The sequence below is a fragment of the Chryseobacterium pennipullorum genome (genome assembly GCF_003384725.1).
GTDB classification, from domain to species: domain Bacteria; phylum Bacteroidota; class Bacteroidia; order Flavobacteriales; family Weeksellaceae; genus Chryseobacterium; species Chryseobacterium pennipullorum.
This window is the reverse complement of sequence record NZ_QNVV01000001.1, coordinates 1-21,765: the sequence shown is the minus strand read 5'-3', so window position 1 is coordinate 21,765 and position 21,765 is coordinate 1. Positions and strand designations below refer to the sequence as shown.

The following is a 21,765-nucleotide window of genomic DNA, read 5'->3' as shown; positions in this document are numbered from 1 at the left end:
CCTATTTTCGCATAATTGATTTAATACTATGAAAAATTGGACTTTTAGGCAATGGAACACCGTTTTGGGATGGGTGATTTTCGTCATTGCGTTTTTCACGTACTTGTCCACAATAGAACCCAATTTCAGTTTCTGGGATTGCGGCGAGTACATTTCTTCTGCAGTAAAACTTGAAGTAACGCACGCTCCCGGAGCGGCTTTATTCCAGATAGTGGGTGCCGTGGCAGCCATTTTTGCATTAGGAAAAGGCGAGAATTATTCCATCGTTATCAACGCGATGTCTGCATTGTTCAGTGCACTGACTATTTTATTTTTATTTTGGACCATCACTCATTTTGTGAGAAGACTGCTCAACAAAGACTTTGAAGAGATCACCAAACACCAGGAAATTTCCATTCTATTTGCAGGAGCGGTTGGAGCGCTTTGCTTCACCTTCTCGGATACCTTCTGGTTCTCTGCGGTAGAAGGAGAGGTGTACTCAATGGCGTCAATGTTTATTGCACTTTTGGTCTGGTTGATTACAAAATGGGAAAATGAGTACCAGGCAAAAGACAGTGAAAGATGGATCATTCTGATTTTCTTTGTTTTGGGACTTTCCGTAGGGGTACATATGATGGGGATGCTGGCTATTCCTGCAGTATGTCTGGTATATTATGCAAGAAATTACAAGTTTACCTGGAAAAATTTTATCTGGGCTAATCTGATTACACTGGGAATTTTGATTATTGTTTTCAAAATTATTTTCCCTCTGATCATGACCATGTTTGGAAGATTAGAAATCTTCTTTGTCAATGGCCTCGGACTTCCTTTCCACTCAGGAACAATTGCAGCATTTATCTTAATGGTTGCGATCTGCTACTTTCTTATCAAATATGCAAGAAAGGCAAAAAGAAATGTCTATCAGACTATTGCTTTATCAGTTGTTTTTATGATGATTGGATTCTCTTGTTGGATGGTTATTCCCATTAGAGCAAACGCGAACCCACCAATGAACCTTAACGATCCGGATACCGCAATTGGAATGCTGGATTATTATAACAGGGAACAATATGGTGACTGGCCAACAATATATGGACAAAACTATACTGCTTTCCTTGATGCGAACGGAATTGAAAAAAATGAGGACGGAAGCTTTAAAACAAAAAAGACGGGTGAAATCTTTGAAAAAGATGAGAAAACCGGAACATACAGAAAAACCGGAGACCGTTTCAATTATGTATTCAGTAAGTCTCAGATAAGCTTAATGCCTAGAATGTTTAATGAAGATAAGGACGTGATGGCGAACTATATCTCAATGTATGGGGCTCCTGATTTTGCATTCAACTATGGTAATGAAGACGTGGCAGACAATCCTCAGGCGAAACAGATTTTCGATGAGCTGAGAACAAAATATGAAGATAAGTCGATTACTGCTGCAGATTACCTGAAAGTAAAGCCTTATAATCTGATTAATGTTCAGAAGCCTTCGTTCCTTCAGAATATGGACTACTTTATTACCTTCCAGAACGGATATTACTTTGTAAGATACCTGATGTGGAATTTCGTAGGAAGGCAGAATGACCTTGAAGGAAATATGGAAAGCACAAAAGGAAACTGGATTTCCGGAATTCCTTTTGTTGATAACGTGACGGTAGGAAATCAGGATAAAATGCCTGCTAAATTTAAGAATGAAAGTACCGTAAAGTTCTTCTTCCTTCCCTTAATTTTAGGTTTGATCGGGTTCTTTTTCCAGCTGAACAGAGATTTTGGAAGATTCTATGCACTGTTATCATTATTTATCTTAACCAGTGTTGGGATTATTTTCTATACCGGAGTAAAACCTTTCGAGCCTAGAGAGAGAGATTATGCGATGGTAGGATCTTTTTATGCTTTTGCCATCTGGATCGGTATGGGAGCAGGAGCCATTCTTTGGTTCTTACAATCTAAAGTAAAGTCCAACGGAGCCAATATCGCTTTAGGGGTGGTTTTATTGGGGGTCCCTTTCATGATGGGCTTCCAGAATTATAACGTTCATGACAGAAGTGAGAGGTATACAGCATATGACTATGCCTATTCTGTATTAAAGTCACTGCCAAAGAACGATATCCTTTTTGTATATGGGGATAATGATACGTATCCGGTATGGGCGATTCAGGAAACAGAAAGATTCAGAGATGATGTGAAAGTGGTTAATTTTACCCTTGCGTCTACACCATGGAACCTGGATCAGATCAAAAGAAGAACATACAATGCTATGGGAATCCCTAGCCAGCTTACTCACGAAGATTACAGAGACGGGGTGAATGACCAGATCTATATGATGAAAAAAGAAGACTGGGAAGGCGTATTCTCTATGCTGAAAGAGCAGGGTGTTCCTGATACGGAATTCCAGGCGTTCAGAAAATACCTTACTCAAGATTCTCTTACGCTGAAAGAAGCGATCAATTTTATCAAATTTAAATCTCCTGAAAAAGATGAATTGCTGAAAATGTACTTCGGAGAAGAAAAATATGAAAAATACAATATCCTACCTGTTAACAAATTCATTCTTCCTGTGAATAAGGAAAATGCATTGAAAGCAGGAATTATAAACCAGGCTGATCTTCCGAACGTTGTGAACCAAATCATGATCACATACAAAGGGAATACACTGTATAAAAATAATCTGATCTTAATGGATCTCCTGGCGAACTTCGATTGGAAACGTCCGATCAATTTCTCTTCAGGTGGAATCTACGACAGCGAGAATATCTTTTACCTTAATGAATATCTTCAGTTTGATGGATTCAGCTACCGGTTACTTCCAATTCATACCCCGCCAAGTGCAGACGGTGATATGGGAAGAGTAGATGCCAATTCTCTGTATAATGTGGTAAAAAACTTCAGATGGGGGAACTTCAAAAACCTTAATGTTCATTTTGATGAGACGGCTACTTCCAATATTATCAGTTACAGAATGTCCGCGAGCAGAGCCGCTTCAGCACTTGCCCTGAAAGGAGAGAAGGCAAAGGCACTGGAGATTCTTGACCTTGCTGCTAAAGAAATTCCTGCAGAAAAATATAACGATCCGCGTTCATTGAGTTCTATTGTTTCAGGTTATATTATTGCTGGACAGGAGCAGAAAGGCCTTCAGCTGGCAGAGGTTCTTAAAAAAGGAATTTTTGAAGAATATGATTATTACTTAAGCCTTTCCAAGGCAGATCAGAGCTATCTGAGAAGACAGATGAGAACAAAACCTATGGAATATTCTCTTGTGGTTTCTGCAGTAACAGACGCCTATACAAAGATCGGACAGAAAGAAAAAGGATATGCATATCTGGTAAAATCCATAGAGCCGATCGATAAGAAATTCAATGCTTTTGTAAAAGATCTTCAGCAGATGGGCAAAGAAAAAGCGATGAAGGAATCTGAAGAGATACAGAAGATCTCTCCTTTTTATCAGTATCTGTTTGATGTAATGGAGCCTTATGATTCCACCTATTCAAAGGAAAAAGAAAATCAGATCACTACAGCAATTATCAATGCGACACGATAAATATTTTAAAACGGAACTTCGGTTCCGTTTTTTTTTGTTATTGGGAATCCTGAATTTTAAGATTATATTTGTGAAACTAAAAATACATAATGGCTGAAACAAAGAATAGCAGGTTCCCTATCTACGCCGTAATCATAACGGTTATCTTTAAACTTCTTTTTTTATTAACGCATTACATTCAGGAGGATGCTTTTATTACCTGGAGGGTAGCCCAGAATCTACTGGACTATGGAGTGATCGGCTTTAACGGGGATACTAAAATTTCTGCTTCCACCACTCATTTATATGTTTTTGTGTCATATATCTTCAACCTGATTTTTGGTAAAGAAAACTTTATTGAACCTCTTTTAATCTTCAATTCTATACTGTTTACCGTTGGAACCTTGTTTCTCTCACATCTTGTTCTTAGAAACCCATGGCATAAAGCAGTCTTTATATTTCTGATGGGTATTTTGCCACCGGCTGTTAAAATTTCAATTCTAGGAATGGAGTATGGCATTCTGTTTTTTCTGGAAATGGTGTTATTATATTATGGCTTCCATAAAGGGAAAAGGTGGGTGCTCACACTTCTGCCGGTACTCATCATGTTTACAAGGATAGATACAGTCATCTTTTTAGGAATTGTATTTGTAGTGGATGTATTGTGGAACCGGAAAATCAGATGGAACTATGTTTTCGGTGGGATTCTTGGGGTTCTGTCAACAGTGGCTTTCAACTGGTTCTATTTTGGAGAACTTGTTAATAATACCATTACCGCTAAAAAACTGCTGTACGAACAGACCTTTACTTTTGAGCAGCACATCAGCTACTTTTTGGTAAGTTTCGGGAATTTCTGGGGAATGATGAAACTGCCAGGGAATTTTAATCCGGTAACGATAATCGTCCTTATTTTTGAATTGCTCTGTTTTATTTACCTGATCAGAAAAAGGGAAAAGAGAAACTATTTTCTTTGGATGATTTTTATATTCGGATGGACCAAGCAGATCATTTTTATCTCGCAGAAAAGTCTTTTTGACTGGTATTACTGGGTTCCTCAGCTTCTCCTGTTCGTTCCTGTTCTCATATTTGTTCTGGAGCAGAAACAGAAAAGAAACCTATGGCTTTCTCTGCTTATTGTATTTTATATTCTTCCGATGCTGGCTTTTCAGGCTGTTCATTCTATTGCCACAGGAAATGGGGAATGGAACTACCGCAGAACAATAGGATTGTTTTTAAATACTTATGAAAAAGATAAAAATCAATGGATTTTGCTGGAACCGGCAGGGTATGTACCGTATTTTTCAGGTTTAAAAACAATTGATGAAGTAGGACTGGTAGACAAGAAGATTCAGGAAGAGATCGTGAAGGATAAAACCCATTATTGGATCAATACCGTTAAAACGAGAAAACCGAAGTATCTTTTGTCTTATAAAAATCTGTATGAAGGCGACCATGCCGACTCACTGTATTATCAGACTCATTATAAACTTTTAAAGGAATTCAGGGTGAAAGACCACCTGCAAAGTGATTATAAGATACTGGAAAAAATCTACCATTTGAAACCTTCCGGAACAGACTATAATCTGTATATTAGAGTAGATTAATAAGAAAGACTAAACATTCGAATCTCTGCAACCTAAAAACTAACCTATGAAATACTGTGCTTTTCTCCGTGGCGTAAACGTAAAAGGAACCAATATGAAAATGGCAGATGTCTGCCAGGTTTTTAAAGATGCCGGAATGAAAGAGGTAAGCTCAGTGCTGGCTTCGGGAAATATTGTATTCTCTTCAGATGAAAATGCTGAGAAATTAAAAACTATTCTGGAAAAAGCAATGTCTGAGCAATTTGCCTATGAGGCCTTCTTATTTGTGAAATCTCAGGAAGAGACAGTCAGGTTTTGGAGTAGCATTCCTTTTGAAAAGAGGGAGGACGCTCATATCTATGCTTTTGTAGGAGTTCCGGGAATTCAAAATACCTTAATGGAGGAATTTCAGAAAGCCTCTCAAACTGAAAACGAAAAAGCAGCAATCGTCGATACGATCTTTTATTGGCAGGTACCAAAAGGAAATACGTTAGAATCTTCCTTTGGAAAAGTATTGGGAAAGAAAAGCCTCAAAGATCAATTCACTAGCAGGAATGTCAATACCTTTGAAAAGGTTCTGAAAAAAATGAACTGATAAACCATCCCGTACCTAGCAATTTTCAGTTTCCGAAAAACTTTTTCCTGCGGCTTTTTCATATTTTTTTCTTACAGTAGAAGCACCTGGTAATTTGAGCTTTTCAGCAATAAAAATTTGGACCTTGGACCAATAACTTGTACCCTTAATTCTTTGAAATTTGTATAAACATAAAAAAAAGATACAATGAGTAAAACAATTCTAATTACAGGTGCAGCAAGCGGATTCGGGAAAATTGCTGCTTTTGATCTCGCTAAAAAAGGACATAAAGTGATTGCAACAGCTCAGGTTTATCCTCAGGTAAGTGACTTAATCCGTGAAGCGAAAGAACAGAATATTGAACTGACAGCAGATAAACTGGATGTGACAAACTCCAGGGATATTGCTTATATTCTGAAAAAATATGATATTGATATTCTCATCAGCAATGCCGGGATTATGGAAGGCGGACCCATTGCAGAACAACCAGTAGATTTGATCCGCTCGATGTTTGATGTCAATGTTTTTGGAGCGCTGGAACTTGCTCAGGGATTTATTAAAAAAATTGTTGGAAAGAAGGCCGGAAAAATTGTCTTCACCTCTTCAATGGGCGGATTGTGGACGGTGCCGTATGTTGCCGCGTACTGTGCATCCAAACATGCTTTGGAATCTATTGCGGAAGGACTGAAAACTGAGCTGGCTCCTTTTAATATCAAAATTGCGACGTGCAATCCAGGAGTATTTGGAACAGGATTCAATGACAGGGGAGTAGATTCTATATTCCGCTGGTATGATCCGAACGTCAACTTTACTCCTGAATCGTCTTTTGACGGTGCTGCTGAATCTCTTGCCCATCAGCTCGACCCGAAATCTATGGCAGATGTTATTGTTGATGTCGCTTTGGATGACCACAGCAATTTCAGGAATGTACATCCCAAAGAAACAGAAGATTTCGTTAAACAGCTTCAGGCCGATGCCTGGACAGCAAAAAGCTAGCATGATGGGAATTACTTATAATTTAGCAGCAAAAGCATTAAATGCTGCAGTAGAAAAAGCGAAATCCCTGAATATTCTGGTAAGCATTGCTGTTGTGGATAACGGAGGGCATCTGGTTTCTTTTGCCAGGCTGGACAGTGGGTATGGAGTTATTGATTTTGCGGTTAAAAAAGCAAAAACTGCAGTAATGTTTGGGGTAGACAGTGATGTGATGGGAACTATTATTTCAGGGGCTGACCTTCATGCCTATGGAATGTTAAACTCTAACGGGGGACTTTTAACCATTGCAGGCGGGGTTATCATCAAAGACCATGAGGGTACAATCATAGGGGCTATCGGTTCTTCTGGTGGCAGTCCGGAGCAGGATAAAGATATTGCCGCTGCAGGCGCTGCTGCTATAGCTTAAATTTCAGATATTTGCAGGATGGATAGAACTTCTGAGATCATTTTTGACAAACTGGTGTATTCGTGTGCTTTTGAAATTTACAGAGGCCATGAGGAGTTTATTCCTGATCATTTTCTGGGATTTCAACTGTCCGGAGAAACCCATGCTTTCCATGAACAGGGTAAAACAGTGATTAAGGAGAATACGGTGGTACTGGTCAGGAAAAATCAACTGATCAGGACCATCAAATATCCTTCAAAAAATGACCGTTACCAATTTATCTCTATTACGTTGGATCAGGAAATACTCAGACAATATGCCGCTGAGAATAATCTGATCAGGGAAAAGCCGTTTTCAGATCATCAGCCTTTGTTTTTTGAGCCGGATGATTTCTTTTCCGGGTATTTTGCTTCATTGATACCTTACATCAACAAAAGTAAAGAGATACTGCCTCGACTTGCTGCTTTAAAGGTCCGGGAAGCAATAGAGCTTCTTCTGCAGTGCGATCCGGATTTTAAAAATCTGCTTTTTGACTTTTCCGGGCTTCATAAAATTAATCTGAAAGAATTTATGAATAAGAACTTTATGTTCAATGTACCGGTGGAGGTATTTGCCCAGCTCACAGGATGCAGCCTTTCAGGGTTTAAAAGAGATTTTAAGAAAGTATTTGGCACTTCACCCCAACAATGGCTGAAGGATAGGAGATTGAAAGAAGCGTATCATTTAATTAAAAACAAAAATAAAAAACCTTCGGAAATCTACCTTGATCTGGGATTTGAAAATCTTTCTCATTTTTACTCGTCATTCAAACAGAAATTTGGGCGGACGACTGGCGAAATATAGCAAGGTGTTCGTACAAAATAGAGGAACCAAAAAAAAATTATAAAGCCGGAAAGTGCTGAGAAGGAATACTATTTTCTCCAGCTTTGCATTTCCGGCCTTTAATAATTAAGGGATCATTCTTTCAGCTCTCAGTCTTTCAAAAACTTCTTTAAATGAATTCTCGGTGCTTTTGAATGCGGAAAATCCCAAAGCCCTGCTTTTAGACATATCACACATGACTTCCAACGGTCTTCCAAGATCCAGATCGGTGTGCCAGGCTGATGCGAGATGCTCAAGCTTTTTTTCTTTAAGATCATAGGTATCGGCTATTTCACTCCAGATTTGCTGGTCATATTGCATTTGTTTCTCCAGTGGTCTTACCTCACCGTTAAAACCATCTGCCTCTATCCCGAACCAGTCTGCAAGCCTTTTCCAGAGCCATTTCCATCGGAATACGTCACCATTGGTAATGTTATATGCCTGATTTTTTGCGGATGGAGTCGTAGAAGCCCAGATCAATTGCTGAGCCAGTATCCCTGCATCTGTAACATCCGAAATCCCATTCCATTGCGCTTCAGATCCCGGCCAGGTAAATTTCCTCCCTGCTTCTTTGCATATGGTAGCGTAGACAGCCAGAGTTGTAGCAATATTCATCAGATTTCCTACAGCATGTCCTACCACGGTGTGGGGTCTGTGAATACTCCATGTAAATCCATCCCTTTCAGAAGCTTTATAGACTTCATCTTCCTGTGCATAGTAGAAATTGGGTAATGAGAGTCTTGGATGTTCTTCCCGGACAGGCGTTTCCGGCAAGACTCCTGCTTTAGCGTACGCTTCGAACGGCCCTAAATAATGTTTCAGACCGGTAACTAACGCTACATGCTGTACTGTTTTTTTAGGGGCAAGGATATTAAGCATATTTCTCACAAGCGCACTGTTGACACGGATGTTTTCTTCTTCGCTGTCATTTTTCATCCATGTGGTAAAATATACATGAGTAGGTGAAATTCCTTCTAAAGCATCTACAAGGGTTTTTGGATCCATCAAATCTGCCTTTATGGAGTGCAGTCCCGGAATGTTGCTGTGTTTATTTCTGGACAGTCCACAGGTTGTCCAACCCTGAGAGATCAGTTCTTCTGCAAGATTGCTTCCAGTAATACCTGTAACACCTACTACCAATGCAATGTTTTCTTTATTTTCCATAAGTTGTAAAATTCTTTCACAAAATTATGGATGGAGTTTCTGAAGATCCTTGATGTGGATCATGCATATGAATTGATCTGGATCAAGTGCCCGAAACGGAATTTTTTTTACGGATCCTGCTCACTGTTTCCGGTGCCAGCCCAAGGTAGGAAGCAATAAGATTGTGAGGAACCCTTTTGATCATTTCGGGATTTTTCTCTGCAAACTGGAGATATTTTTCTTCAGCCGTATAGCTGTTGGAGACGATAAGCCGGTAATCTTTAGTCACCAGGCTATTTTGATAAAGAATCCTGAAATAACGGTCCATCACCGGGATTTCAATCATCATCTTTTCGTAATTTTCTAACGTAATCATCAGGACTTCGGTCTCTTCGACAGCATCAATATTCAATACGGAGTTCTGCTGGTGTATAAAGCTGTTGAAATCTGAGATCCACCAGCCCTCAAAAGCAAACATATTGATGTGTTCATTTCCCCTTTCATCCAGAAAATAAGATTTCAGCAATCCTTTACTTACAAAAGAGAGATTTTTACAGATTTCTCCTTCCTGTAGGAGATACTGTTTCTTACGAAGTTTTTTTGAAGTAAAAAAGCTCTGTACCCGGCTTATTTGCGCGTCGGAAATATCAACTTTATTTTGAATATGGGAAAGTAGGACATCAAACATCGGAAAATATTTTATCAAAAATAAGGTTTTCCGTTCAAAGACGTTCTATTTTTCAAAATCATAAAGGTTGATTCCGGTAGCCTCATCCTTTATCTTGTGTACTTTCGTGTTAAGAGTATAAAAAATAAATTCACCCGCACCATTTATTGTTGCATCCAGCAGATGGCCGGCCAAAGCTGTATAGTCCTCTCTTCCCAATGTGATATGAAGATGTAGCATGGGTTTTCCTTCTACCTCAGAAATATTTCCCGAAATATTGGTGACTTCCATCTGCTCTTTAAACGTTTTATCAACATAATTTTTCGTTGCAGGACTGAAAAAACGAAGTGTGGCTTCACTTACCGCGCCAATTCCGGTCACTTCACCCGCCCGGATATTGTGATGCTTTACAAAGTCTGTCAGTGCTTCAATGATGCCTGAATGGTTTTTAATGCTTACCAGGTAGGTATGATCAATCTTTCTCGCCGACCAACGGTCTCCCTTAAAATTTTGTATTTCTGTCATAATAGGTATGGAATCTGTTTACATCTGTTTTTAATAAAGTCCGGCCTCAAAGAGGGCAGGTAAAATATACGGCTCCTGTCTGTCTTCAAAACATTGCGTTTTCTTACCAGTGCAAGAATTATGCATTACTAATACGACCTGAAAATAAAGTGCTGTTATTTTTTTTCCATATTTGAAAAATGGTAAAAATTCCGGAAATTTGTAACAAATAAGAAATCGATGAAGATTGTAGATATTGAAAACTGGAACAGAAAGGAGCATTTTGAATTTTTTGCCAATATGGCTAGTCCGTACTTTGGTTTTACCACAGAAGTAGACTGTACGAAGGCTTACGAAACAGCGAAAGAAAATGGATATTCTTTTTTTGCGTATTATTTTCATAAATCTATGGTAGCGGTAAACATGGTAGATGAGCTTAAGCTCAGGATTGTTGATGGTCAGGTGGTTCAGTTTGATACCGTTCACGCAGGAAGCACTATTGGAAGACCGGATGGGACTTTTGGCTTTTCATTTACCCATTTTTCAGAAGACTTTCAAATATTCAATGCTGCCCTGCAGGAGGAAATAAGAGGTGTTCATCAATCTTCAGGACTTCGCTTAAGCAATGAAAGGCTGGGAAAAGATCATGTACGGCATACTACGATTCCCTGGAGCAGCTTCACTGCAATCCTTCACCCAACAGATTTTAATACCTCCGAATCTGTCCCCAAAATCTCTTTCGGAAAATTCTGCGTCCGTGAGGGTAGAAAATACCTTCCTGTTTCTATTGAAGCACATCACGGACTGGCCGATGGAATTCATATCGCCCGTTATCTGGAAGAATTTCAGAAAGAGCTCAATAAGTAATGATCCAGGAAACGAATAGACCATATTTTTATCATATTTACCATACTTTTTTCGTATTGTTTGACTGTTTGTACAGTGTCAGATCCTGTAAAAGTAGCAATTGATCAATATATTGACGCTCAAAATATAGTTCGAATAAAACTTTTTCCTGTCTTCCGTACAAGTATGATATTCATGGTTGGAGTTTATCCGGTGAATAGGAACTCGTCTTTCCGGTAGGTCATACAGCTATATATGATCTCAGCCTTAATGAAATCAATACACCTTCCATCATCATTCAGGAATTATAAATAAGCTTTACACTTTTTAGAGAATAAAGAAACGTCTTTTTTTCACAAATATTGACGAAATAGGATACCATCTGAGCATAATAAATCTTTATTTTTTAATGTCAAAAAAAATAAGGGTATTGATTGAGATCATAAAAATCGGATGCCAGAACTGCTACTTTTATCCCATCAAAAAGAAAAGCCGATCATTCCAAAAACTGCTTGATAGTAGTAGTTAGGATATTTTGATTAAAAATGTAACGTGGTATGTATGTGGTACGCTATTATAGGAAAATTTTAATCATTTTTTCTTTCTTTGCCTTATACAAAAAAATAACATAGTCACTCATGTTAACATCTTTTGCAATTGAAGTATGAGATGAAAGTTCAGCAATAAGTGATATTAAATTATTTTAAGTAAAGCCAATGAATTTTTGAATACCTAAAAATTATTGTCATGGCCCATTTTGGATTATCAGCCCTATTGATAAGAAAAAAAGATTTGTACTGATGCATAAAAAATGAAGCATCAGAAAATTAGTAGAGATGAGAACGTATTATGAAAAACAAAAAACCTGAATCCAACCTAGAGGATTTGAATCAAAAAAGTCTGGTACAAGACGAAATTATGGCACTGGCGAAGGCCAATTCGCCCCGTCTGCTTAATAAATTCAGATTGGTCTATCCGGATTTTTTCGAAAAGTTATCTGCTATACAGCCTAACCTTAAAAACTCTGAACTGATCTTTTGTATTTATCTTAAGCTCAATATGACCACCAAAGAAGTAGCGACATGCATCTTTGTAACCCCCAAAGCTATTCAAAACCGGAAAAACCGGCTCAGGAAGAAACTCAATATTCCTTCTGAATTTGATATTTATAAGTGGTTTAATGAAATTTAAACCATTTTTTTTTCCTTGCAGGGCTCAATAACAGCTTTAGTAAGGTCATGATAGAGTAGTATTTTCCAACGGTTTTCTATTGCCTCCTTCTCCCATTCAATCCTTAGCTTCATAGCTTTTTTCCCATCGAAGTCACTTTTATAGGCAAGATGGTACTTCAGATAAGAAGCCTGGGGGAGATCGTCCGCACCATAGAAAACCGTTTCTTCGTTTTCACGGATCCAGAAAACCTGCATAAAGGGAGTGTGGCCACCTACAACCTCGTAAGATATTTCATCCGTAATCTTGCCCTTATCCCCATTCATCCAGACGATATGAGGAAGCTGAATAAGTTGCTCCAATATATTGAAGTCAAAAGAGGGGTTCCCCATATTTTCAAGGGCAAAATCCAGTTCCCGTTTTTGAATATAAATTTCTGCATTGGGAAATGCTGCTTCAAAACCATCTTCAGTAGAACGTATAGCGCCTTCAATATGATCTTTATGAAGATGTGAAAGAAGTAATTTTGTAATCTGTTCCGGACGGATATTTTCTTTCGCCAGAATTCCCTCAATAACCGGATTTCCATCTTCATTTTCCCATCCAATACCAGCATCCAAAAGAATATAATCATTTTCTGTAATGATAAGAAAAGGCATTTTAATGCCGGGCACCGTATTAAAGTTTTCTTCTGTCAGAAGGGTAAAGTCCTTGGTTTTACTTGCTGAGAAATTACCTTCTTTAAGTGGAATAATTTTCATGCTGCAAATTTCCTTAATATTTCTAAAATCTGAAACTTTTTTAGGTAATAGTTACTATTGGTAAAAACAATAGCTATCCGAAGGTATTTCCGGTTTGGAATTTACTCAGTTTTTCGTCTGTCTATGGTCTCAGTGAAAAATGGCTTGGCTATCGTAGCGAATATTATAATCATTCATACAAAATCTGGGATATCTTTGGGATTGTAATCATTAAATAGAGTAATTTGTTTTAAAATTTACTATATAAACAAGTTTTTATTGTTTATTCTTTATTTAATAAGGGTGTGATATTGTCTTGTGTTTTAGAAAGTATTAATTTCCAGCATTTTATAAACACAAATTATGAAAAAACTCTACATGAATCACTCTATATTATTATGTGCTATTTTGGGCCTCTCTGTCCAGGAAGTGGTATGGCAGAAAAATATCAAATCCTCTACTCTGGATTTTCTAATCGAGGTGATTACCACCAGAGACCGGCAATATTTAATCACAGGAAATTCTATTCAATCCGGAAGCAAACGACACAACGGATATGATTGTAAGGAAGCAGAAATCCTGGTGTATGACATGAGCGGAAGACAGCTGAAAAACCCGAAGACCAAGAATAAAGTCACTAAAATAAACACCCAGGCTTTGGGACAGGGAGCTTATGTGGTAACCATAAAAACAGATACTAATAAAACGGCGAATGCTAAACTGATTTAAAAAATAACCATGAAGAAGAAAATAATTTTAATAGCTACATTAATAGTTAATCATACCTATTTGGCTCAATTAAGTGATGAAAAATTTCTACCTAACATTACCCCCCCATCACTTGCGGCTTATTCTTTAGGGAAGTTCGGAAATCTTGAAATAGGAGAATTTACTGGATCTCCTAATATCAATATCCCATTATTAAAATTTAAGGGAAATAGCTTGGAGATGGACCTCTTATTATCTTATACATCACCCGGAATCAAAGTTGATGAAAAAGATGGATATTTTGGACTAGGATGGACACTTATTGCTGGGGGAGTTATCAATAGGATAGTAAGGGGAAAAAATGATTTTGTAAATAAAAAATTAGCACCACCTGACAATTTTGATAATGGCGTATATGATCCTAAAGTAGCTCAATTCTTTTATGATGCAGCGAATGGTAACAATGATACTGAAGCGGATTTGTTTTCTTTTAATACTGGAGATATCAACGGTCAATTTGTTATCAATAACCAAGGACAGATTACGCTTTTAAGTAAGGATAATATAAAGTTCCAGATTCTATATGATATGGAACACAAGCCTTATTTTGTAATGAAAGACTCTAAGGGCGTAACTTATTATTTTACAGCCATAGAGGAAATATTTACCAGAGTTTCTGGAGGATCAAGCCATGTACCCCCATCCCCAACATCAATAACAGCATGGTTTCTTACAAAAAAAGAAAATGTTGATGGAGAACAGATAATATTTGAATATGAAGAAGATATACAGCGATATATATTATCTCACTCACAAACATTATCCTATTCATCTCCTTTTATACAATTAGACTGCGAATATGATGATCAAGGATTAGCTATAACTAAAAATTATTCTAAAGCTCCAACTCTTGGATCAATATTATCAAACGAAACTAATAATTTTGGAAAAAGACTCAAAAGAATATTGAGTAACCGGAATACAGCAAAAATAGAACTTGATTACAATAATGGAGTAATTATGACTCACTATAATAACTCCAACATTATTGAAAAACTTAATTTTCAGATTGATAAAACTCTTAATGAAAGGTTGTTCCTTAATTCAATAATTTCCCTTACTAAAGCAAAAGATTATAAGTTTGAATATATACAGCCGGCTGCATTTCCTCCAAGATTATCATTTTCACAAGATCATTGGGGCTACTTTAATGGAAAATTTAATACGAATATTGTTCCGAAGAATCTAAAGTATTTATTAAACCTAAATACTATCAACTATAATGGAGCAGATAAGCAACCTGACCATACCAAGTCGGTATATGGTGCTTTAAATAAAGTTATATATCCAACCAAAGGTTTTACTACTATAGAATATGAACCTAATTCTTATTATGGTACTGAAATAGTCTATCCTAATCCTAAAAATATTCATGAAGGGTTAGTAGTGGCAAAGAATCAAAGACAGATTACCAAGACATTTACAATTCAAGCACCAATTAGTCAGGAAATTAAAATACAAGGATATGGTAATTTTAATTCAATAGATTGTGAAAATTCATTGAATTTGGGGAGTCGACACAGAATCGATTTTAGTGTTATGGACCTTCAGACCAATCAAATTGTTAATTTAAATGGAAAAGATTCACAAGGAAATCCAATGGGATCATATTCTGATGTGAGTTTTTCAGATGGAAATACCAGTTATTACTATTTGAAGACGGAACCAGGAAAATCATATGAATTTAAACTTTTTGCAAACTGGAACTGTACCAATGGAAGTGTAGGACTAAGCTATTATGATCAACCACCCACAGAGGTCACGAAAAATATCTTAACAGGTGGAAATCGTGTGGTTAAAATGATTGACTTTGAAGAAAATGGGCAATTTATCAAAAGGTATTATTATGCTCCAAAAAATAATTTAAATCAATCATCTGGAGAAAAGGGTGCTGATCCTAATTATTTTGATTTCAGAAAATGGGAAACTGGGTGTATAGATTTAACGGTTTTAAAAGATGCAATTATTAGTTCCTCCAGTATTATTCCATTGTTTGACAGTGGTAAGAGTAATGTTTACTATAAATATGTAACGGTAAGCCTAGGGGGTGATAACTTTGAAAAAGGAGGAGTGGAAAAAGAATATATTGTTAATAAAGATTATTCTGGAAATCAGCTTTTTGGTTCTGAAAATGTAGGGTCTGCTCCTTGGACAAATTTTGGCTGGAATAATGGCTACTTAAAAACGGAAAAATTTTTCGACAATACCGGTAAAACTCTCAAAGCAAATGATTACCTCTGGGAAAAAAAGAATATAACAAACAATAAATCCTATTATATCCGTAAAAATTATAATCAAAAAGCACCTAGAAACCCTGTTTATACTTGTAGTAATGAAGATGTTAATAGAGATAACAATGGAACTTACTGGGTGTGTACAACGAATCATACTCATTTTATATTAGTTGGTAGTGGAAAGTGTACATTACCCAACTCAAATAATATTGAAAAAAAATATTCCAACCCTTGTTATCAAAAGCCTCTTGGGTATCAACTGGTACATCAATATGCTATTGAAAACCTCGATATAGTGGAATATGATAATATTTCCTATCAAAAATATCTTAAAACTGTTACTTCAACAGATTATATGAATAACCAGCCCATGAAGTCTACGGTGACTGAAAATTCATATGATAGTAACTTGCATTATCAATTGACAAAAGAAATAAAAACTTATCCTGATAAAAAAATAGTTGAAACAAATACTGGTTATGCCCACGAAAAAGGCAACCAAAAGCTTATCAACGCCAATATGATAGGTATTCCTTTAGAAACAACAGTTGTACAAAAACAAAATGTAAGTGATAGTAATGGGAAGATTATTCTAAAAACAGAAACCAAATACGATGATCCTGCAACCTTATTTCCTACTTCTACCTTATCCTATGATCTTCAGAATAGTAATCCTATCACTGAAGTTACCTATGACCAGTATGATTCTAATGGTAATCTTCAGCAGTATACCAGTAAGGACAAGATTTCTACAGTGATTATCTGGGGCTACAACAATACGAAGCCTATTGCAAAAATTGAAGATATAAAGCTGACCGCGATCCAGCAATCTTATATTACCACTATTGTCAACGCTTCCAATACGGATGCTGCTGCCGGCACAAACAATGATGAATCTTCCTTACTATCTGCTTTTACCACGTTCAGAGGTCAGCTTCCGAATCATCAGATTACTACTTATTCTTATGATCCATTAATTGGAGTGAGAAGTATTACCCCGCCATCCGGTATCAGAGAGGTCTATCTTTATGACTCTGCCGGCAGGCTTAAGGAAATTCGTGAGAATAATCAGACGGGGCGTCTGGTGAAAGAATTCAAATACAACTATAAAAACTAACACGAATGAAAAAAATAATAATTCCCGTAGGACTCCTGCTGCTAGGCAGTGTCAAAGCCCAGCTTACCCCTACTGAAAACTATATTCAGACCAAGACCTATCTTGATTACAATGTAACTTCCCCTACCAAATCTGCCGAAACTGTTCAGTATTTTGACGGATTGGGAAGACCAAAGCAGATCGTTAATGTCAAAGCATCCCCTCTTGGACGTGATGTGGTCACTCCCATTGTTTATGATGCTTTTGGAAGACAGGTCAAAGATTATCTACCGGTTCCCCAATCTAATACCCTGAACGGAGCCATCGTTCCCAATCCTTTAGCCAATGCTACTCAGCCTAGTATTTACGGACAGGAAAAGATCTTTGCTGAAAAAGCTCTGGAAAACTCTCCCCTTGACCGGATCCTGGAACAAAAACAGGTGGGAACAGCCTGGGATACCAAACCGGTGAAGTTTCAGTATGACGTCAATGTGCATGTAGACTACGTAAGGAAATACGAAACCACAACCACCTGGGTAGAGAACAGAACCCAAACCTTTGTTAAGCTTCTTCAGTATTTTCTTCCCAACAGCCTCTATAAAAATACCATCACCGATGAGGATGGTAACCCAACCATTGAATTTAAAAACGGTAAAGGGCAGCTGATCTTATCAAGAAAAGCATTGAATGCGACAACAAATGCAGATACCTATTATGTATACAATGAATATGACCAGCTGGCATTTGTTATTCCTCCTTCAGCACCTGCTCAAATAGTGGACCCTGTTACCGTAGAAAACCTTTATTATCAATACCGTTATGATGGGAAAGGTAGGTTGGTAGAAAAGAAGCTCCCTGGAAAAGACTGGGAATACAGGGTGTATGACAAACAGGATAGGCTGGTTTTAACCCAGGATGCCAACCTCAGGGGAAAAGGACAATGGCTGTTCACCAAATATGATCAGCTTTCACGGCCTATTTATACCGGGATCTTTGAAAGTACTGCCGGACGGCCTGCACAGGTCAATACAATAAATGGCTTTTCCTCTAATATCGAAATCAAGACTTCTTTAAGCTGGAGCAATAGTGGTATTGAGGTTTACCATACCAACAGTACGGCTTACCCCACTACAAATTTTAAACTATTAAGTGTTACTTATTATGACACTTATCAGGCGTATGGCTTTAATCCTAGTTTTCCATCAAGCATTCAGGGACAGACTACTTTACAGCCATCAACGATGGCTGATGGAAAAAGCACCAAAGGACTTCCTGTGATGAGTCTCATTAAAAATATTGAAGACGATAACTGGACCAAAACCTATTCTTATTACGATACCAGAGGAAGAGTCATAGGAACCCATTCCATTAATCATCTGGGAGGGTATACCAGAACAGAATCAAAACTTGATTTTGCAGGAGCTGTTAAAACCTCTGTGACCAAACACAAAAGACTTACTACGGATACCGAGAGGATCATTACTGAAACATTTGAGTATGATCACCAAAACAGGCTATTGGTTCACAAACATAAGGTAGGAAGTAATCCTGTTGAAATTCTGGCTCAGAATAAGTACAACGAGCTTTCACAGCTTGAATCCAAGAAAGTAGGAGGGATCAGTGCTGCTTCACCGTTACAGCAGATTGATTATAAATACAATATTCGTGGCTGGATGACTAAGATCAATGACCCGAAGAACTTAAACGGGAAATTGTTTGGATACGAAATTAAATACAATACCATAGAAGGCTTGGTAACCCCCAATATGGATTATTCCAGCCTTACTGTGAAGCCTAGGTTTAATGGGAACATTGCAGAAATAGACTGGAAAACCGCTACAGTTCCTAATGATAACCTGAAAAGGTATGGGTATGTTTATGATGGATTAAACAGATTATTAGCCGGTTTTTATCAAAAAGATACCAACCCCTCTGCAAAAGAATATTTTGAAAAAATGGACTATGACCTGAATGGGAATATTGCAGCCCTCAAAAGGTCTGGTTTCTCTTCAGGCACTACAGCATCATTAATTGATGACCTGACCTACATCTACATCGGAAATAAGCTGACACAGGTTAAAGAAGCCGCTCAGAATGATATAGGATACGAAGGCGGAAACAACTTTATTGACTATGACCTGAATGGAAATATGACCAATATGAAGGATAAAGGAATTCAGAGCATTACCTACAATTATCTGAATCTGCCTGAAGTTCTATTAATCAGTCAACGGGATCCTTTTTTGGGACCGAATCTGGAATCCAGTCTTAGCTATTTATACCGTGCAGACGGGGTAAAGCTTCGTAAAAGCTACTTCAGACAAGCAAGGAGAGGGCCAACCGGTACTGTCCGTACAACAGATTATCTGGACGGTTTTCATTACAATTATTTTGGAGACGGGGAAGTATGTTTAACCTGCCGGACTGAATTTGCGTATGAAGAGCAGGCATATAAAAAAGCAGACAGCCAGCTTAATGAAATTAATTTAACCCCCGAATGGAAACTGGATTTTGTACCCACCTCTGAGGGTTTTTACAGTTTCATAGAAAACCGCTATATTTATCAATACAAAGACCACCTTGGAAATGCAAGGATCAGTTTTGGTAAAAATAGCGCAGGCGCTCTGGAAATTACAGACAGCAATGACTACTATCCGTTTGGACTTAATCATATTGGCAATGGAAAAAGTCTTATAGGTTCGTATTATAGCTATAAGTATCAAGGACAAGAACTTCAAGAAACAGGTTTTTACAGTTTTAAATGGAGAAATTACATGCCGGATGTGGGAAGGTTCTTTAATATAGATCCACTTTCTGAAAAATATGCTTATCAATCCCATTACAATTTTTCGGAAAATCGTGTTGTCGATGCAAGAGAGCTGGAGGGATTAGAAGCTGTAGATTTTAGAAAGGATGACGGATATAAAAATTTAGTTGTTGTTGTCCAGGGATGGTCGGGAGATACTAAGAAAGGATATACCCAAGCTCAGAATGTAGGAGGTAGCAATAATCCTGATTTTAAAGGAAAAGGAAACCTTGATCTTACTGGTATTGGAGGGTTAGTTGGTTTAGCTAATTCTAATACTCGAGTTGTTGTTTTTGATTCATCACAGAATGAAAATACAAAAAATGATCTCAAATCAACTATCTCAAATTTTAATAATGTGCATTCAGATGGTGTGGTTGCTGCTGTTGGACATAGTTTAGGAGGTGATAATCTGGTAGAATCATTAAATGAAAATAAAAAATTAAAAGTAGATTTAATGGTGACTTTAGATATAATGGATGGCTATGCTGATACAAAGATACCGTCTAACGTATCGAAAGCAGTTAATTACTATCAGACAAAAAATATATACGGAGGAGAGAAGATAGAACCTACAAGCGATAATAAGACTACTAAAATAGTAAATGTCCTAGCCCCTACATCAGATCATAAAAGCATAGATAATGATTTAAGCACAAAAGTTAGAGATGTTGTAAAAAGAGAATTAATACCTAATCAATAATGAAAACAGTCACAAAAATAATTTTAATTATTTCAGTAATTTATACCGTACTTTTATTATATTTTCAATATGATTATTTTTTAGAATTTACCCCTTTGGTGATAGTTCTACTGGCAATTAACTTTTACATGATTTATAAATACAATAATAAGTTGCTAAACTTTATTTTAAATGGTTTATTGTTTGTCTTTCTATTATTTTGCTTCTCCTTTGGGGTAGCACTACGGCAAGATTGGTAGACATAAGCTTTATAAAATAACAAAGCCACCGATCAGGTGGCTTTGTTATTTTATAAAAAGCTTTGCAGCTTACATTATCTTGAAAAGATGTAATATGACCTTAACGGTAATATTACAAGACTGCAAAGATCAGAAGGGCTTCTTCCGGGAAGCACTGTCGCCATGAAAATAGATAATCTTAAGTATGACTATTCAGGGAACAGATTGGCTAAAGTGACCGATGAACAGCAGAATCCTTCAGGCTACCCTTACACCGCTGTTCCCAACACTATTGAATATGATAATGGAAGTACCAATGGAAAACGCAAACATGACTAAACATTTAGATAAAGGTATTGCTTCCATTGAATATAATTATTTAAATTTACCAAAGCAGATTACACAAAACTCACAAGTGACAAGCTACTTGTACAGAGCAGATGGAGTAAAAGTAAAGAAGCTGTTTGACAATCTTGAAACTCATTATCTGGACGGATTTCAGTATAAATCTACATTTTTAAGAGAATCATGGAATGGTAAAGGAACCTTCATTTCTGATCCCAATGAAGTTCCGGTATTACAATTGAGGATTATTCCTACCTCTGAAGGGTATTATGATGTATTACTGAACCGGTATGTATATAACTTCACAGATCATTTAGGAAATCTACGGTTAAGTTATACGGATCTAAATAAAGATGGCATTATTCAGCCAAGAATATATGATGCTTCAACCTGTTTTGGTAAAATATGTATTAAAGATTGGCGACCTGGGGAAATTGTAGAAGTCAATAACTATTATCCATTTGGATTAATGCATAACTATACAGCAACAACTCAAAATGCTTATCAGTATAAGTATCAAGGACAAGAACTTCAAGAAACAGGTTTTTACAGTTTTAAATGGAGAAATTACATGCCGGATGTGGGAAGGTTCTTTAATATAGATCCACTTTCTGAAAAATATGCTTATCAATC

The 21,765-nt window shown here is 37.1% G+C and carries 17 protein-coding genes; 13 read left to right on the top strand and 4 right to left on the bottom strand.

The window, feature by feature from the left end:
- Positions 1-28: 28 nt before the first annotated feature.
- From DRF67_RS00085 to DRF67_RS00060, 6 genes are all read left to right on the top strand, one after another.
- Positions 29-3,514 carry a glycosyltransferase family 117 protein gene (locus DRF67_RS00085; RefSeq protein WP_115925808.1) on the top strand — a complete coding sequence of 1,162 codons (3,486 nt, stop codon included), beginning with the start codon at positions 29-31 and terminating at the stop codon, positions 3,512-3,514.
- Between the two features lie 89 nt (positions 3,515-3,603).
- Entirely contained in the window at positions 3,604-5,097 is a 1,494-nt protein-coding gene (locus tag DRF67_RS00080) for a hypothetical protein (protein WP_115925807.1), read from the top strand.
- A 46-nt stretch (positions 5,098-5,143) separates the two neighbouring features.
- Entirely contained in the window at positions 5,144-5,671 is a 528-nt protein-coding gene (locus DRF67_RS00075) for a DUF1697 domain-containing protein (protein ID WP_115925806.1), read from the top strand.
- A gap of 186 nt (positions 5,672-5,857) precedes the next feature.
- Entirely contained in the window at positions 5,858-6,646 is a 789-nt protein-coding gene (locus DRF67_RS00070; protein ID WP_115925805.1) for an SDR family oxidoreductase, read from the top strand.
- A gap of 1 nt (position 6,647) precedes the next feature.
- Entirely contained in the window at positions 6,648-7,052 is a 405-nt protein-coding gene (locus tag DRF67_RS00065; protein ID WP_228435694.1) for a GlcG/HbpS family heme-binding protein, read from the top strand.
- An 18-nt stretch (positions 7,053-7,070) separates the two neighbouring features.
- Positions 7,071-7,874 (top strand): helix-turn-helix domain-containing protein, encoded by an 804-nt coding sequence (locus tag DRF67_RS00060; RefSeq protein WP_115925804.1) that lies wholly within the window; start codon positions 7,071-7,073, stop codon positions 7,872-7,874.
- 105 nt (positions 7,875-7,979) lie between these two features.
- Here the strand turns inward: DRF67_RS00060 and DRF67_RS00055 are convergent, their stop codons facing one another.
- The 3 genes from DRF67_RS00055 to DRF67_RS00045 all read right to left on the bottom strand — a co-directional run bounded on the left by DRF67_RS00055 (position 7,980) and on the right by DRF67_RS00045 (position 10,227).
- On the bottom strand, positions 7,980-9,056 hold the full coding sequence (locus DRF67_RS00055) for an SDR family oxidoreductase (protein WP_115925803.1): 1,077 nt from the start codon (positions 9,054-9,056) through the stop codon (positions 7,980-7,982).
- Between the two features lie 82 nt (positions 9,057-9,138).
- Positions 9,139-9,723: a Crp/Fnr family transcriptional regulator gene (locus DRF67_RS00050; protein WP_115925802.1), complete on the bottom strand. Its 585-nt coding sequence runs from the start codon at positions 9,721-9,723 to the stop codon at positions 9,139-9,141.
- A gap of 45 nt (positions 9,724-9,768) precedes the next feature.
- Entirely contained in the window at positions 9,769-10,227 is a 459-nt protein-coding gene (locus tag DRF67_RS00045) for a PPC domain-containing DNA-binding protein (RefSeq protein WP_115925801.1), read from the bottom strand.
- 219 nt (positions 10,228-10,446) lie between these two features.
- Here DRF67_RS00045 and DRF67_RS00040 point away from each other — a divergent pair, with 219 nt between their 5' ends.
- A complete protein-coding gene (locus DRF67_RS00040) occupies positions 10,447-11,073 on the top strand; it encodes a chloramphenicol acetyltransferase (protein ID WP_115925800.1) in 627 nt (208 codons plus the stop codon).
- 828 nt (positions 11,074-11,901) lie between these two features.
- Positions 11,902-12,243 carry a helix-turn-helix transcriptional regulator gene (locus DRF67_RS00035; RefSeq protein WP_115925799.1) on the top strand — a complete coding sequence of 114 codons (342 nt, stop codon included), beginning with the start codon at positions 11,902-11,904 and terminating at the stop codon, positions 12,241-12,243.
- On the opposite strand, the gene DRF67_RS00030 is transcribed toward DRF67_RS00035, so the two are convergent.
- A complete protein-coding gene (locus DRF67_RS00030; RefSeq protein WP_115925798.1) occupies positions 12,240-12,983 on the bottom strand; it encodes an MBL fold metallo-hydrolase in 744 nt (247 codons plus the stop codon). The two genes, DRF67_RS00035 and DRF67_RS00030, sit on opposite strands and share 4 nt — an antisense overlap.
- Before the next feature lie 342 nt (positions 12,984-13,325).
- On the opposite strand from DRF67_RS00030, the gene DRF67_RS21715 reads away from it, so the two are divergent.
- The 5 genes from DRF67_RS21715 to DRF67_RS00005 form a co-directional block, all read left to right on the top strand.
- On the top strand, positions 13,326-13,691 hold the full coding sequence (locus DRF67_RS21715; RefSeq protein ID WP_228435693.1) for a T9SS type A sorting domain-containing protein: 366 nt from the start codon (positions 13,326-13,328) through the stop codon (positions 13,689-13,691).
- 9 nt (positions 13,692-13,700) lie between these two features.
- Complete coding sequence (locus DRF67_RS00020) at positions 13,701-17,081, top strand: hypothetical protein (protein ID WP_123912685.1); 3,381 nt, start codon at positions 13,701-13,703, stop codon at positions 17,079-17,081.
- Between the two features lie 5 nt (positions 17,082-17,086).
- Positions 17,087-20,569: a DUF6443 domain-containing protein gene (locus tag DRF67_RS00015; RefSeq protein ID WP_115925796.1), complete on the top strand. Its 3,483-nt coding sequence runs from the start codon at positions 17,087-17,089 to the stop codon at positions 20,567-20,569.
- A gap of 401 nt (positions 20,570-20,970) precedes the next feature.
- A complete protein-coding gene (locus DRF67_RS21395; RefSeq protein ID WP_165851711.1) occupies positions 20,971-21,126 on the top strand; it encodes a hypothetical protein in 156 nt (51 codons plus the stop codon).
- Positions 21,119-21,765 (top strand): RHS repeat-associated core domain-containing protein (locus DRF67_RS00005; RefSeq protein ID WP_317047982.1); only part of this gene is annotated, 647 nt, incomplete at its 3' end. The genes DRF67_RS21395 and DRF67_RS00005, both read left to right, overlap by 8 nt.

Excerpts from the sequence above, each read along its gene's own strand:
- DRF67_RS21395 (WP_165851711.1), top strand. The coding sequence starts at position 20,971 with ATGAAAATAGATAATCTTAAGTATGACTATTCAGGGAACAGATTGGCT.
- DRF67_RS00015 (WP_115925796.1), top strand. The coding sequence starts at position 17,087 with ATGAAAAAAATAATAATTCCCGTAGGACTCCTGCTGCTAGGCAGTGTC.
- DRF67_RS00030 (WP_115925798.1), bottom strand. The coding sequence starts at position 12,983 with ATGAAAATTATTCCACTTAAAGAAGGTAATTTCTCAGCAAGTAAAACC.
- DRF67_RS00040 (WP_115925800.1), top strand. The coding sequence starts at position 10,447 with ATGAAGATTGTAGATATTGAAAACTGGAACAGAAAGGAGCATTTTGAA.
- DRF67_RS00045 (WP_115925801.1), bottom strand. The coding sequence starts at position 10,227 with ATGACAGAAATACAAAATTTTAAGGGAGACCGTTGGTCGGCGAGAAAG.
- DRF67_RS00075 (WP_115925806.1), top strand. The coding sequence starts at position 5,144 with ATGAAATACTGTGCTTTTCTCCGTGGCGTAAACGTAAAAGGAACCAAT.
- DRF67_RS00055 (WP_115925803.1), bottom strand. The coding sequence starts at position 9,056 with ATGGAAAATAAAGAAAACATTGCATTGGTAGTAGGTGTTACAGGTATT.
- DRF67_RS00065 (WP_228435694.1), top strand. The coding sequence starts at position 6,648 with ATGATGGGAATTACTTATAATTTAGCAGCAAAAGCATTAAATGCTGCA.
- DRF67_RS00020 (WP_123912685.1), top strand. The coding sequence starts at position 13,701 with ATGAAGAAGAAAATAATTTTAATAGCTACATTAATAGTTAATCATACC.
- DRF67_RS00080 (WP_115925807.1), top strand. The coding sequence starts at position 3,604 with ATGGCTGAAACAAAGAATAGCAGGTTCCCTATCTACGCCGTAATCATA.
- DRF67_RS00070 (WP_115925805.1), top strand. The coding sequence starts at position 5,858 with ATGAGTAAAACAATTCTAATTACAGGTGCAGCAAGCGGATTCGGGAAA.
- DRF67_RS21715 (WP_228435693.1), top strand. The coding sequence starts at position 13,326 with ATGAAAAAACTCTACATGAATCACTCTATATTATTATGTGCTATTTTG.
- DRF67_RS00035 (WP_115925799.1), top strand. The coding sequence starts at position 11,902 with ATGAAAAACAAAAAACCTGAATCCAACCTAGAGGATTTGAATCAAAAA.
- DRF67_RS00050 (WP_115925802.1), bottom strand. The coding sequence starts at position 9,723 with ATGTTTGATGTCCTACTTTCCCATATTCAAAATAAAGTTGATATTTCC.
- DRF67_RS00060 (WP_115925804.1), top strand. The coding sequence starts at position 7,071 with ATGGATAGAACTTCTGAGATCATTTTTGACAAACTGGTGTATTCGTGT.
- DRF67_RS00085 (WP_115925808.1), top strand. The coding sequence starts at position 29 with ATGAAAAATTGGACTTTTAGGCAATGGAACACCGTTTTGGGATGGGTG.